This window comes from Halomonas sp. 111 (assembly GCF_052379685.1).
Taxonomy (GTDB): domain Bacteria; phylum Pseudomonadota; class Gammaproteobacteria; order Pseudomonadales; family Halomonadaceae; genus Vreelandella; species Vreelandella citrativorans.
Map to the genome: position 1 here is coordinate 1 of NZ_JBQSYV010000014.1, position 13,555 is coordinate 13,555.

General features: G+C 56.6%; 7 protein-coding genes and 1 CRISPR repeat array. Of the genes, 1 reads left to right on the forward strand and 6 read right to left on the reverse strand.

Translation table 11 applies throughout. The features are described 5' to 3' along the window. Positions 1–53: 53 nt before the first annotated feature. Positions 54–3,626: a CRISPR direct-repeat array (repeat unit 28 nt; unit sequence TTTCTAAGCTGCCTGGGCGGCAGCGAAC). A gap of 129 nt (positions 3,627–3,755) precedes the next feature. The 6 genes from cas6f to cas1f all read right to left on the reverse strand — a co-directional run bounded on the left by cas6f (position 3,756) and on the right by cas1f (position 12,462). Further along, positions 3,756–4,325 carry a type I-F CRISPR-associated endoribonuclease Cas6/Csy4 gene (gene cas6f, locus ACT3T7_RS11490; protein WP_172117685.1) on the reverse strand — a complete coding sequence of 190 codons (570 nt, stop codon included), beginning with the start codon at positions 4,323–4,325 and terminating at the stop codon, positions 3,756–3,758. A gap of 3 nt (positions 4,326–4,328) precedes the next feature. Continuing rightward, positions 4,329–5,363: a type I-F CRISPR-associated protein Csy3 gene (gene csy3 / locus ACT3T7_RS11495; RefSeq protein ID WP_172117686.1), complete on the reverse strand. Its 1,035-nt coding sequence runs from the start codon at positions 5,361–5,363 to the stop codon at positions 4,329–4,331. A 27-nt stretch (positions 5,364–5,390) separates the two neighbouring features. Beyond that, a complete protein-coding gene (gene csy2 / locus ACT3T7_RS11500; RefSeq protein WP_172117687.1) occupies positions 5,391–6,362 on the reverse strand; it encodes a type I-F CRISPR-associated protein Csy2 in 972 nt (323 codons plus the stop codon). Continuing rightward, complete coding sequence (csy1, locus tag ACT3T7_RS11505) at positions 6,359–7,747, reverse strand: type I-F CRISPR-associated protein Csy1 (protein ID WP_172117688.1); 1,389 nt, start codon at positions 7,745–7,747, stop codon at positions 6,359–6,361. The genes csy2 and csy1 overlap by 4 nt, the downstream gene beginning before the upstream one ends. A gap of 417 nt (positions 7,748–8,164) precedes the next feature. Continuing rightward, complete coding sequence (gene cas3f / locus ACT3T7_RS11510) at positions 8,165–11,491, reverse strand: type I-F CRISPR-associated helicase Cas3f (protein ID WP_444631125.1); 3,327 nt, start codon at positions 11,489–11,491, stop codon at positions 8,165–8,167. After that, positions 11,488–12,462 carry a type I-F CRISPR-associated endonuclease Cas1f gene (cas1f, locus tag ACT3T7_RS11515; RefSeq protein ID WP_172117690.1) on the reverse strand — a complete coding sequence of 325 codons (975 nt, stop codon included), beginning with the start codon at positions 12,460–12,462 and terminating at the stop codon, positions 11,488–11,490. Before cas1f ends, cas3f begins: the two co-directional genes overlap by 4 nt. 153 nt (positions 12,463–12,615) lie before the next feature. On the opposite strand from cas1f, the gene ACT3T7_RS11520 reads away from it, so the two are divergent. Further along, positions 12,616–13,269: a hypothetical protein gene (locus ACT3T7_RS11520; RefSeq protein ID WP_444631126.1), complete on the forward strand. Its 654-nt coding sequence runs from the start codon at positions 12,616–12,618 to the stop codon at positions 13,267–13,269. Positions 13,270–13,555: the final 286 nt, after the last annotated feature.

The following is a 13,555-nucleotide window of genomic DNA, read 5'->3' on the forward strand; positions in this document are numbered from 1 at the left end:
GCTGCCTGGGCGGCAGCGAACAGCTTGAGTAGCCCGCCTTGAAGGAACGAGGATTTCTAAGCTGCCTGGGCGGCAGCGAACTTCAAGCTGTATTCGCGGGTCCAGGACGGTGATTTCTAAGCTGCCTGGGCGGCAGCGAACAAAGAAGTGGGTCGAAAGCGCATTCCTATGATTTTCTAAGCTGCCTGGGCGGCAGCGAACGGATAGCGTTGATGTCGGTCGGAAATAGAGCGTTTCTAAGCTGCCTGGGCGGCAGCGAACACAGTGATGGGTCAACGTCAACAGCACGTAACTTTCTAAGCTGCCTGGGCGGCAGCGAACCTAATGCGCCGGGTAAGCTTCCATCATTTGCGTTTCTAAGCTGCCTGGGCGGCAGCGAACTGCCATTATAGCAGTCTGATCTCCCGCTTTTTTTTCTAAGCTGCCTGGGCGGCAGCGAACACGGCAACACGCAACCTGAGCATCGCCGCAGGTTTCTAAGCTGCCTGGGCGGCAGCGAACTGTCTGGCGCAGGCTGCATGGTGTCCGCTGGCTTTCTAAGCTGCCTGGGCGGCAGCGAACTAAGCTATCTTGTTGATGGTGAATCGGATTTATTTCTAAGCTGCCTGGGCGGCAGCGAACGCTTTCTTTTTAGTAGCCACTAGACTGGCTTCTTTCTAAGCTGCCTGGGCGGCAGCGAACGATATGCCCATGAGTGACGCGCTCATGATGCATTTCTAAGCTGCCTGGGCGGCAGCGAACGTTGGGTAACTTCGTCCATCCGTTCTCAGCGATTTCTAAGCTGCCTGGGCGGCAGCGAACCCGGCGGCGGCACGCAAAAACGCTACGCCATTTTTCTAAGCTGCCTGGGCGGCAGCGAACGTGGTGGATCTCAAGGTGGATACATCCACCAATTTCTAAGCTGCCTGGGCGGCAGCGAACACCAACCACTCTATGGAAGTGCTGCTGGATGATTTTCTAAGCTGCCTGGGCGGCAGCGAACCCATGGCGGATTTTGCGCGACGCTTGGGCTCATTTCTAAGCTGCCTGGGCGGCAGCGAACGCAACGGGTCAAAGCCCACATCATCGTCGCCATTTCTAAGCTGCCTGGGCGGCAGCGAACAGCTGACTATCAGGCAAAAGGGCAAGCGTTTTTTTCTAAGCTGCCTGGGCGGCAGCGAACCGCGCTCGGAGCCGATGGGCTTCCAGTTCGGTTTTCTAAGCTGCCTGGGCGGCAGCGAACGCCGCCTATCGAAAATGGTACGCAAGGGTGATTTTCTAAGCTGCCTGGGCGGCAGCGAACCTTGGGGTGACCTCCTTGAGTCACAGGTCAGTTTTCTAAGCTGCCTGGGCGGCAGCGAACTTGTTTTTTAGCTGCCAGTTGTCTGGCGTGCCTTTCTAAGCTGCCTGGGCGGCAGCGAACTCACCGCCGCCGATATTCACGCCGCCCAGCAATTTCTAAGCTGCCTGGGCGGCAGCGAACACAGGTTGGATCATGCGGTGATGGCTTCGGACTTTCTAAGCTGCCTGGGCGGCAGCGAACGCCACGCTGCGCTGATACCGATGTGCCAGGGTTTTCTAAGCTGCCTGGGCAGCAGCGAACCGACTCAAATTGCAGCTTCTTGAGAACTTCGTTTTCTAAGCTGCCTGGGCGGCAGCGAACCTTGGCAGACTCGAATAGCGCGGCGTCCAATTTTTCTAAGCTGCCTGGGCGGCAGCGAACGTCAAACTGATTGACCCGGCCAGTGGTGCCGATTTCTAAGCTGCCTGGGCGGCAGCGAACGCCTTATTCGAAAAAAAGTTGTGACTCGTAATTTTCTAAGCTGCCTGGGCGGCAGCGAACCTCAACATGACCACTTGATATCCAGGTTCGTATTTCTAAGCTGCCTGGGCGGCAGCGAACCCTGAATGGCACGAATGGTCGCGGCATTGCGATTTCTAAGCTGCCTGGGCGGCAGCGAACGCGTAGTGCTAGCGGTCGTCCGCTTGACGTATTTTCTAAGCTGCCTGGGCGGCAGCGAACAGTTAGTTCGTCGCAACGTTATTTTCCGCAAATTTCTAAGCTGCCTGGGCGGCAGCGAACATCATGATGGCTGGCGGGTGAGCTTAGGGGATTTTCTAAGCTGCCTGGGCGGCAGCGAACGCCGGGAATCAACCGGATAGCCTGGTTGCTTTTTTCTAAGCTGCCTGGGCGGCAGCGAACAGTCTGGATATTGTTTGCTGTAGAGCGTCACATTTCTAAGCTGCCTGGGCGGCAGCGAACAGGAGGTCTATCTTCGGGCAGCCATCACAAAATTTCTAAGCTGCCTGGGCGGCAGCGAACGCCAATGACTGGGGCAGTGCCCGTGTCTACATTTTCTAAGCTGCCTGGGCGGCAGCGAACGCTCATGACTAACGCCGCCACCGCTAAACCGTTTTCTAAGCTGCCTGGGCGGCAGCGAACAACTGTCTGGATCAGGTCGAGTTTTTGCAGCAGTTTCTAAGCTGCCTGGGCGGCAGCGAACGTACTGGCCAGAACGGCGCATGATGTCGAAATTTTCTAAGCTGCCTGGGCGGCAGCGAACTTGGCAGTGGCGCCAGCACCTCAGGCGCTATATTTCTAAGCTGCCTGGGCGGCAGCGAACCCGGAATACGGTGCTATACGATTGCCCTGTATTTTCTAAGCTGCCTGGGCGGCAGCGAACCACGGCTGGGAATGAGAGAAAGGTAGTCTCCTTTTCTAAGCTGCCTGGGCGGCAGCGAACGGCGAACTGGTCGCCCGCTTCTGTCAGGTTCATTTCTAAGCTGCCTGGGCGGCAGCGAACTGTCGCGTGCCCACTCGTCACTCGTCCTCGGCTTTCTAAGCTGCCTGGGCGGCAGCGAACTAGTATCTCCACCTTTCTCTATCCTCCCGTCATTTCTAAGCTGCCTGGGCGGCAGCGAACCGTGGGCGCGGCAATTGGGTCTATCTGGGGGCCTTTCTAAGCTGCCTGGGCGGCAGCGAACCGCGACCGTTCAGCGTCATATCCTGTTAGCCATTTCTAAGCTGCCTGGGCGGCAGCGAACCGTCGGACTTCGCGAACACCCATTCGCTTTGCTTTCTAAGCTGCCTGGGCGGCAGCGAACTCAATTTGTGCCCGGCGTGCTGCCAGTTTTGCTTTCTAAGCTGCCTGGGCGGCAGCGAACGCAGCAGCCATGCAGTTGGCCCCGGTGCTGGTTTTCTAAGCTGCCTGGGCGGCAGCGAACCCCGCCGCATTGCCGAAGCAGCCCAGGGCACTTTTCTAAGCTGCCTGGGCGGCAGCGAACGGTAGGTCAGCGGCTGACCCCTTGGCTTTGCCGTTTCTAAGCTGCCTGGGCGGCAGCGAACCCGACTACGCAGGCATGTGGAAACTTGTGAACTTTCTAAGCTGCCTGGGCGGCAGCGAACCCTGTCAGTGACAGCTCGCAGAATGGCATTGATTTCTAAGCTGCCTGGGCGGCAGCGAACGCGCAGTGCCAACTTGTTGTGGTGCAGCCGTTTTTCTAAGCTGCCTGGGCGGCAGCGAACGGCAAACGCACGCTCGAACGCACGCTCCAGGCTTTCTAAGCTGCCTGGGCGGCAGCGAACATGATGGCCATGCGTGAGGTGGAAGGCATGGTGTTTCTAAGCTGCCTGGGCGGCAGCGAACTAGAGCTTACCAAAAATAATCTACTGATTGTTAAAGAACTTTGCCCAAAAAAAGCGGTATCACCCTTTCCTGGGAGATACCGCTAAGTGGTTGATTAATCGCGGTCCTTATTCATACAAAGAAAAAGGGTCAAAACCAGGGCACGGTGGCGTTACTGCTTAAGCCATAATGGTTAAATGTGCCTGCCACCGCTTTTTCCTGCGGCTTTCCATGTTCAATGAATAAGCAAAAGCGCTGCTGTGTAGAGCGGCTATTGATCTGCACAAACGGCAGCTCAATACGCTTTTCCGCTACTTTTGCGTAGATATCACGCGCTGCTTCTTCTGAAATGTCATGCCGCTTGGCATAGCGCTTCGCGCGGCTGGGGCTTCCTGTGTTGAACTGCTTGCGCGCTACGTTGGTATGCTTAGCATTGGCCGGGGTCGCCAACGCGTCGCTAACACTAACGTGATCACGCATACCGGTTAGCCACTGAACAGCCATCAGTTGTTCAAGGCTCGCTTGGGTGCCGTGCAAGCGTAGGTGCCCGCCCAAGCTGCGGGCGCGAACGCCGTGTTTACACAGCGGAAAGCTGACGCCGATAGCATTTGATTCCAGATCGAAAAGCGCCCGATGCAGCTTGTTATAAAGCGCGCCCATCAGCATTGGCTCGGGAAAATCCGGGTCTGGCCTTAGGCGGATATCGATATAGTGATCCATGGCTTACCCCGCATCGCCGAACACGCCGCCGCGAATCAGGGTGGCCATTACAAAATGCTGCTGCTCGGCGGGCGGAACCTGGTCTTTCAGCAGCCAGTTATCCAGCAGGTTGTAGAAATCCACTTTCTGTTTAGGCTGACGATAAGCCGTACCCTGTGTGGTCACCGAGCCGTAGGGCTCGACAGCGATGGGGCCTAGATCGCCGCCATCTTCCGGCGCCGGGTACCAGGTATCGATAGTGCGCAAGGCGTTACCGAGTTTCTGGGAGTGAATAGCCGCCTGCTTGTCGTCGCCGATGCTGTAGAGCGTCTTGCTCTTGTCGCCACGGGAGCGGTCCAGAATCAGTTCCTGCGAAGGGAATACTTCTTGACCGGCGCCAATACGGGCGAACGCAACAACATCAAGCAACAGGTACTGCTTACCTGCCAACGCTTGGGCGATAGCGGTCCCCAGCTCTTGGGTCTGTTTATCGCCGCTAAAGTCGCGAGTGGATTGTTCAAGTGCATCGAAAGTCCAGGTCTTTTCCGGCTGGCCCTCCTTCATCTGGCTGACGACAACCTCAACCTCCTCAGCGCCCATGCGATTGCGCCACAGGAAGCGGCCATTGGCAAGGTTGCAGGCGTAGCGATGAGCCAGCTCGTCGAAGCCGTGTTCGCTCACGTAGCCCGATACTGTCTGCGCCAGTTTCTTCTGATATTCAGCGTTATTGCAGGCAGAAGGTGTACCGGCGCCAGCCAGTACCCGTAGCGTAAAGCGAACCGCCAGCGTATCGGCGTCGTGAGGCAGAGTCGCGACATCTACTGTTTGGAGGTTGGGGTTCTCAATAGCGGCATCGAGTTTGAGCGGGTCTTGGTCCTTGGCTTTCAGACGATTGGAAATCGTACCGCGCACCGATTTTTCACGTACCGGTACGAAGTTCCATTGTGCTACCTGCGCGCGGTCTTCCCAGTTTCCGGCACGGAACAGCGCGTCGGAAGGATCGAGCTTGCGCTCGAAAGCGAGCACAGAAGCGGTTTTGAGTGTGTCATTCTTGGCCATGTCGTTTCCCCTTTGATTAGTCTTGTGTCAGCGCTTGGCGTAGTCGTTTTGCAGACGATAAATACCGCGATCCAGGTCATTCTCCACGAACCACATCAGATCCTCGGGTGTTTGAAAGCGATGCGGGCTTACCCACTCGCCAATGGAGTAGAGGCTTTCCACGAATTGGAATGGCACCTTAGGGTCGCGGGCGTTGGTAACATCGCCGGGCGCGTATAGCTCCGAGATAGCACCGTAGCCAACCGGAATCGGCACTAGCCAGCCGGGGTAAGGTCGGCGCACGTTCCATCGCACCACCTCTTTCTCTTTGTCGTCGTTGTTGCCCTTCACCTGCTCGACGTGACATTCGTGGTTAAGCCGGGAGAGGTCGAGCCAGGCGTCCAGCGCCGTGGCGCTTGCATCGTGAGCTTTTAGCGTGGCGGTGTGTTCAGCAAGTAGATCGTCACGCAGCACCAGTGCAAAACCGGGTAGAAGACGACGCTTGAGGCGCTGCCACTGTTTTTTTCTGTCTACTTCAATGGCGCTAAAGCTGATCAGCTCCGGGCGGTGGCGCTTTTGAGTATCGAGCGAAGGCATGACACTGCCACCCGCGATACGCATGCCCTGAACCTGCTCGTATAACGTCTGCGCAATAGCATTACGACGCTCGGCGCTGCCAAGGTCATCGCCTTCCGACTCCACGCCAATCAACAGGCTGATATCCAGATGCGCGCGCCCTTCTTCGACGATGGCTGCCGTGCTGCCGGTTTTATCGACCGGGTTGCGCGTCAGGTGAAACGCCTTGATGAAGCCGCCTTCGGTCACTTGGGGCTCGATGTGGTGACACACCACGCCAATCTCGTTAAAGACCAGTTTGATGTCGTCAGGCAGATTGCGCTCCAGCACTTGCTGAACACCGACGAACGCGCTCATGGCGGGAAAGCCCCAGGTCATCGGGCTGGAAATGGCATTGGCGTTCTGGATGCGCAGCCGAGGAAGTAACAGGAGATGATCGATCATGGGGACTCTCCTGGAAGGCTTTCCTCATCGTCGCGCAAAGCGTCCTCTATATCTTCCAGCTGGCGTCGGAATTTTTCCAAAACCATCTCAACCCTGCTCGTCCAATAATCATGTTCCGGGTCGCCCAGGCTGATCTTCAGACGCTTGGTCAGCGTGTTTTTTAGCCAACCCGCGACACGCCGGGAAACTTCTTCATGCCAATCAGATTGACGTCGTGCGCTTGCAAACTCGGCGTCCAACTCACTTCGGCCAGGGTCGAGCCAATAGCGCTCAGCCATTACTAATCGACACTCACTGTCTTTTGACCAGCCCGGCGTTAAACGATGAAGCTCGTGGGTAAACATCAAAAGCTCATCGGATAACATTGCCGTTAGATCGTCGTGCAAATCTCTATCCTGATACGTTTTCCTTGGCGTCTTTCCAGATAAAGCGCGCCGCTCATCCTCTTCCATACTTTGTTTTACCCAACTGACCAAATCATTAACCAATTGGCGAACCGGCGCTCGTCGGCCAAAGCGGGGTAGAACTGACTCCGTGCGAAGTGGCGGGGTTACGTCACGGGAAACCCAGTTCGGCGGAAGTGAGGCAAGCAGGTAGTTTTGCCCACCGCGCTCACTATTGAGCTGAGAAATATTCTGTGGTTTGGTGCCGCCCAGTTTTTGTACGGCTAGATTGAGATAGTCACTGTATCCACCCTCGAAGGCAACGCTATCGCGGCGGGCCTTGCGCCCGCCCTTGGCGTGTTCGCCGAAGCGCGCCTCGCTGAGCTGGGCATGGAACGGGTGCGTCAAGGCGGTGGCATACAGCGGAGCCAATAGATGATAACCGGCGTCATCGGCAGGCTCATCGCCCACCTGCCAGTACACCTGCTTGCCCCGCGCATGAGAACTAGGCGTTCCTTTTGGCTCAACGATATTGGCAAAGGCACGCGCCCACTCCTGCGCTTCTTCACGGTCCTTACTGAGCGTATTGATTAGTTCACTATCCTGGTCAAGCGCCCGTTCCAGCAGCGAACGTCCTTGCCATTCGAGCTTCAGAAACTTGTAGACATCAAGGGCGGCTGCGTTTCCCGTGACATCCCCTTGGAAGTTTTCAGGAAGGCAGTGGCTACCTACGAGATCACCTTGGTCAAGCGAGCGGGGCTCCACGTAAAGATTGGTGCCCTTGGCATCCGGATGGACCGCCTTGAGCGAATGCGTGACGACCTGAAGCTGACTGACACGCCTCGCGGCATCGGCCAGCCAAGTTTGCGGCGCGAACTGCTCTTGTAGCTTGAGATAGACGGGATCATCCGGCGTAAGCTTTTCTGTTTTGGTCGCAAAGCGGTTCTGAATGAAGGAATCAATCAGCTCCCGCAGTGAATCTGGGAGTTGGGGTTCTGACATAAACTCTCTGCCCTAGTTGGGGTACATGCCAGTGGCATGGCATAATGCGCCCCAAGCGCTGCTAACGCTTGGGGCTTGGTTAGGGTGCTGTCAGTCTCTTCTAACGGGACAATAGCCAATCATCCTCATACCTCCTTTCGCTTTTCCACAGCGGTCTCAACGTTTTCAGTGCTCAGCTCGCCCCAGAGCTGCAACTCTTGGGGTGAGCATTTCACCCGCTATCGCGAGCTTGAAGGCAAGCGTATACTCTTCAACAAATAAAATCAATCCTAACAACCAATATCTTTTAGAGACGTTACGCTGCGCTGAGAAAGTGTTAGAATCAGCACCGCTGCCGATTAGGCTGCTTAGAAATAACAACCAATATCGTTCGCTGCCGCCCAGGCAGCCGCAGTCGGCCGTATAAGGCCGACTGCCTCATTTCTTCCTCACAAACCCCAACGCAGGATGGAAGTGCCATCCGTAAGGGGCGTAGTCGGTTTTCAGTCGAATGCGGCCAAAGCGCTTGGCGCAGCGTTCAAGGCTCATGTCCATGGCGTCCGCTTGTTCTGTAAGAGCCGTCATATAGTCCGGTTCGTTCCAAGGCGTGATGCGCGAATTTTCCAGTAGCGTATTCGGCAACCGATCCAGTTCTCGCTCTGCCGGGGTCAGCTTCTCTTCAAGGCCGCTCTGTTCGATGCTGTAAAACAGGTAATCCTCTTCCGCCTCATCCGGCAGCAGCACAAATTCGCTCTCTTGGGCGTTATCCTCGCGAAATGGGGCGTGTTGTAGAGCAGCGGCGCTGAGTGTCATCGAGGCAGGCCGATAGAAAAGATAAGCACCGAGATCGACCTTGGGCGCCTCGCCCCGGCGCTTGCGTCGCCTTGGTGCGCCTACCGGTTCTGCGCTCTCAACCATCAACGACCCCAGCCGTGCGTGCTCCAGGTCGACCAGCTTGCCGGTGGGCTCAGGCGCCTCAGCGGGTGTCAGGCGTGGACGTGAATCAATCGGATCGATTTCATTTTCACGTAGCAGATCGGTGAGCCTGTGCGTACTTAATGGCCAGAATTGCTCGGTCTCAAAGCCTGGGTGGCTGAAAGCGGGTCGCCTTCCTTCAAGATGTTTCACGTTGGTATCAAGCAGCGCGATATTGGGTTTACTGACAGCCGTTGGACGATGGCGGCGAACACGCCCTGCCAGTTGGATAATCGAGCGCATGGAAGACGGCTCAACGATAGCCCAATCGTAATCGTGATCGCGCCCTACCTCAGTAACGGGCGAGCCCAATACGATAAATAAGTGATCAGCTGCCTCGCCCTTTAACTGCGCTTGAATATCCGGCTGCGTAAAAACGCCCCATTCATCTCGGCGGTCCAGCACACGATCAAGCCTCGCCTCCAGCCGCGAGCGCAGCAGTAGTGGAAACTGCGAGTGGTAAACGCATAGATGAACCTGTATACCGTCGGGAATTTCGGATCGATAAAGCGCCTGCGCCACGGTGACCAGTGGCGCAATATTGGCCATGCGTACCAAACCGAAACTAACCCGTTTTTCGCTTTGCGGATCTTGCGTGTGATGCACCTTGTGCAACGCGATGGCTTGGTCAATTACCGTTTGTGCCAAAGCGCCAGCGATGGCTTCCAGTGATGAAGGCGCCGAAAAAGGCACGAGGTAACCACGGCGTAGTGGCGGCTGAGACGCTAGTTTGGCAGCACGCTTGCGGGCAAACGTATCGTGTGCGGCATCAAAGCGTGCGCCATCGGCACAGCTTTCCTGTGTGCAGCTGTGCTCATCAAACCAGGCACAAACCGGCTCGACGGGCGCACCCGGCTCACCCCGGTGCCGCTGGTATTCAGCACGGCCCTCCCGGTAGGCGTCAAAAAGGCCGCGAACTAGCGCAGGAGGCAGCGTGGCGGAAGAAAGCAGTACCTTTGAACCCAACATGCCCGCCCAATAGACCAGCCTTGTAAGCGCAGGCAAATCAGCAATATCGAAGTCGTCCGGCTCATCCAGTACCAGGTCGCTGCTCATCAGACGCAGCATCGGGGCGATCTGATGGCCGCCACGCAGGCTTTCGGTGGCGGGTACCAGATGATCAATCGTAGAAACGAGAATGGGGGCACAGATGAGGGAACGTGCACGAGGATCGGCCACCGCCTTGCTCAAGAGAGGGTGCGCATCCACGTTGCCTTCGAAGTGAACATGGCTTTGCTCGTCTAACAAATCAGCCCGCGAATCCGAACCACCTTGCGCCTGCTGGTGCTCGAACAGCGCACGGCTGGCAGACCCGCCCACGCGTACTGCAAGATCATCGCTGCCCAGCCCCAAGCGCTCACGGTAGGCTTGCCCCGTTTGCAGCGTTAGCGTGCGAAGTCCCAGCGCAATCGAAAAGCGCGCGCCAAGGTCAGGCTCGCTCAGACCATAAATGATTCGCCCGTTGGCAATCGTCTTGCCACACCCAGTCGAGGCCATATTGATACCGAAAAATCCTTGGCGGAGGCTTTTCTCACGCAAGCCTACGGCTAAATCATAGGCTTTATCCTGCCAGCGAAAACGCGGGTTTTTACTACGGGCCTTAAACCCTTTATGCCCGGTAATACCACTCATCGCCTTGGTCATATCAGGTAAGCGGTGAACAATTTCCCCCACTGCACGTGTCACACCCAGCAAATGCTCCGTTAATGGCTGGCTCATCTGGCGCTTGCCGTTAACCGTGGCCGTATTGGCATACAGCGTTTTCTTCCAAGGTCCGGTTAGCCGCCCCATCCCCGTCAGGCTGGAGTAGTAATGATCCGCCAGCATCAATGCCATACGGGCCAAGTGCATCACGTAAGGAGATTCAAGCGGGGGCTGTGCAGGCTGTAACTTTCCTAGCTGGCGGGCCAAACGCTGTGCCCGCTCGCGCCACGTTTTTTCCGTTACCGGCAAGCCGTGAAGAAAGCGCCAGTAAGGGGCTACGTCTTTCTCGGCAGCGGGTTCCACGCGCTCGTTCCAAGCGGCGGTAATAGCCTTTGGCAACGTTGGCAAATTACTTGTATTGAGTGGCGCTTTGGCGCCTAGCCATTTCTGGTTGCCATCATCATCGTAAGCGGGTAAAGCGGGAAGACGGTGGTGACTGACGATCAGCCAACCAATCGCCGCTGCCAACGGAGGTAAATGACCGAATGGCTGCACTTGCCCCGAATCATCCGGCGCGTCACACCGGAGGGTTTCAAGCCAGTGGGCATCGTCTTCTTCATCGAAGCTTTCAAGACGCGCCAGCCACGCAGCATCGTCATCTTCGCCAACGAAAGCCTCCAGCAAGCGCAGCGATACCCACTCATGGCGGTAACGATTGCGGCCTTCAAGTTTGCCCTGCAAGCGAAGCTGAAAGGCCTTGCTGGCCTTACCCAAATCGTGAAAGAGCGCGGCCACCGAGGCCAGCAGATGAATCAGCTGGCCGCTGTGCCAATCGTTTTCGTCTTCTGCACGAAGGATATTACGCCGCGTGGTATTGGTCGGCGTAGCGCCGCGCCGGTTGAACTTCGCGGCATCCCCCACTACCCAAACCAGCTCACTGTGGTCATGCCCACGAATCCAGTGGCAGGCCACGGCGGTGTTCTTGCGGGCGGATTTGCGCAGCAGCTTTCTTAACGTATCCAGCCCCGCTTGGGTGATGGGCGTTTGCCAGGTGCGGTCGCCCCGGCGCTCGGCGAACTGGTCGAGAATGCGGCGGGTTTCTTTCAGCGCATTTTTATTGCACTGGGAAATCAGCAGCACGTTCATGGTTCACCGCTCCCTAGCGCTTGTGCCACGTCCTTGAGCGTGTCGATCATAAAGTCGAGGGATTCAGTGCGCGTTAAGCGCTCAATACATGCTTGGCGAAATTCTTGTTCTTCATCACCGCGCATGGCGGAGATAAACGCCTGAGGCAAAATAACGGCGTCCTTGACCAGGTCCGCCACGTCAAACACCAAGCCGCCCCGGCGGGTTTTACCATGCAGTACGGCAAGGCCATGCGGAATGCCCAGCACCCACGTGGCGGTCGCGGCCAAGCCGTAAGCCAGATAGTTGCCGTGGTCGAGAAAGCGGTTGGCGGGGTCGGCGCCTGTGCCACGTTTGGCACGGGTGAAGTCGCCGTAATCGGTGGCATTAACCGCCAATTTAAAGAGCGTTTTGGTTAAGCGTGCTTCCAGCGTCAGTAAATCCACGGTACTGGGCGCTTGTGTGATCGCTTGGCGGTGGTGATGAAGTGCGCTGTGTAGATGCTCCTTATCAATATTGAATCCAGCATCTTTCATTACGCGGCTTGTCCAAAGCGCTTCAATACGCGTTAAACGGGCTTGCTGGAATGCCCGAGCGGCGTTTAGGCGCTTTACATCGTCAAACCAGAAGCGCACCCAGTATTGAAGGTACTCGGTGGGCCGGTACTCGCTTTGCGGGGTCAGCCAAGCGACGTCTACATCGACTTCATTGGCAGCGAACAGCGGCGTGCCACCACCCCCACAGAACCCAACCAACACGCCTGCTTTGGCCAGTTCGCGCATAGCAGCTTGGGTAATGGAGGTGCCGGTGCCCAAAAGTAGCGAGGTGGTATTGGCGATGGGGATATTCCAGTAGCGCGATTTGCTCCCCTCATCGGTGACATACTCAACACGACCACCATTGACCAGCACCCGGCAGTGCTGCAAGTAATAGAGATTTGCACGCTTGGAGTGCAGGATCGTTTTTAGATCTGATGGTGAGAAATCATCCATTACGTGCACCTCTTGCTCTTTTCAACATCTAACCATCCTTCGCCTTTAAGCGCCATTGACCTTAGTCATACTTAACGTCAGGCTTCCGTGAAAATCCCCTTCCAGTACATGCTACGCTTAATGCCATCCCCCTTTGATGACAGGACTTTCCCGATGCGTTTACACCCTCTTTTAGGCGTACTGCTGTGCGTTGTGGCACTGCCAGCTTTGGCGCAAACAACCGATGAGTGGGCGGGTTATGACGATGTATTTGAGCGCGGTGCGCGGCAGGCCAATGTGTGGGAGTGGGGTTGGACAGGTATTTATGGCGCAAGCCTTGTGGTGGATGCTTACCAGGCAAGCGAAGCAAGCGACCGCGATGACCGTTTTGATGCGCGGATCGGTGTGGTGAAATCAGCCTTGGCGCTTGGCGGGGTGTTGCTGGATAGCCAGCCACACCAAACGGCGTTGGCGCAGTACGAGCGTTTAAAAGCCCGTGGTGAGCTAAGCGGTGTGCAAGCGCTAGGGTTGGAACTTGCCCAGGCCGAGCGGGCACGCCGTGGCTGGGGTGAGCGGGTGAACTCACTGGTGATCAACAGCATTGCGGGCGGTATTATTGCGGCCGATGGCCGCGAGCGCGACGGGGCGATGAACTTTGCCATGGGCATGCTGGTCAATGAGCTTCAGATTTGGACCCAGCCCAACCAGGCGTCATCCGCTATTAACCGTTTTCAGCCCGCCCGCGTTTCGCTTGGCCCAGTGACGATGGACGGTGAATATGCGCTGCTGGTCTCTCCCCAGCAGATTAGCGCTACATGGCGTTACTAAAACGCCCTGTGGATAAGTTACTTTGGGATGAGTGTGTGAGCGCGTTTGTCATTGTCACGACGCGGTAAGCACGTAAAATATTCAGCAATTTTTTTGGCTTCGCCAATTGTTATGTTATAACTTATTCTATTATTAAGAGGGTACTCTGTGAGTCATCGCACGCACCGCCATAACCGGGAGGGGCCTTGCCACTTCTCTTTAATGTCATTGTCGGCCACGAAACGGCTGCTACTGGTGACGATACCGCTTGTGGCGCTGTGGGCGCTGGTGGTGTGGGCTGGTGGGT

What these genes read in the sequence shown, in the direction of transcription:
- cas6f (WP_172117685.1), bottom strand. Translation starts at nt 4,325, where the DNA reads ATGGATCACTATATCGATATCCGCCTAAGGCCAGACCCGGATTTTCCC.
- csy3 (WP_172117686.1), bottom strand. Translation starts at nt 5,363, where the DNA reads ATGGCCAAGAATGACACACTCAAAACCGCTTCTGTGCTCGCTTTCGAG.
- csy2 (WP_172117687.1), bottom strand. Translation starts at nt 6,362, where the DNA reads ATGATCGATCATCTCCTGTTACTTCCTCGGCTGCGCATCCAGAACGCC.
- csy1 (WP_172117688.1), bottom strand. Translation starts at nt 7,747, where the DNA reads ATGTCAGAACCCCAACTCCCAGATTCACTGCGGGAGCTGATTGATTCC.
- cas3f (WP_444631125.1), bottom strand. Translation starts at nt 11,491, where the DNA reads ATGAACGTGCTGCTGATTTCCCAGTGCAATAAAAATGCGCTGAAAGAA.
- cas1f (WP_172117690.1), bottom strand. Translation starts at nt 12,462, where the DNA reads ATGGATGATTTCTCACCATCAGATCTAAAAACGATCCTGCACTCCAAG.
- ACT3T7_RS11520 (WP_444631126.1), top strand. Translation starts at nt 12,616, where the DNA reads ATGCGTTTACACCCTCTTTTAGGCGTACTGCTGTGCGTTGTGGCACTG.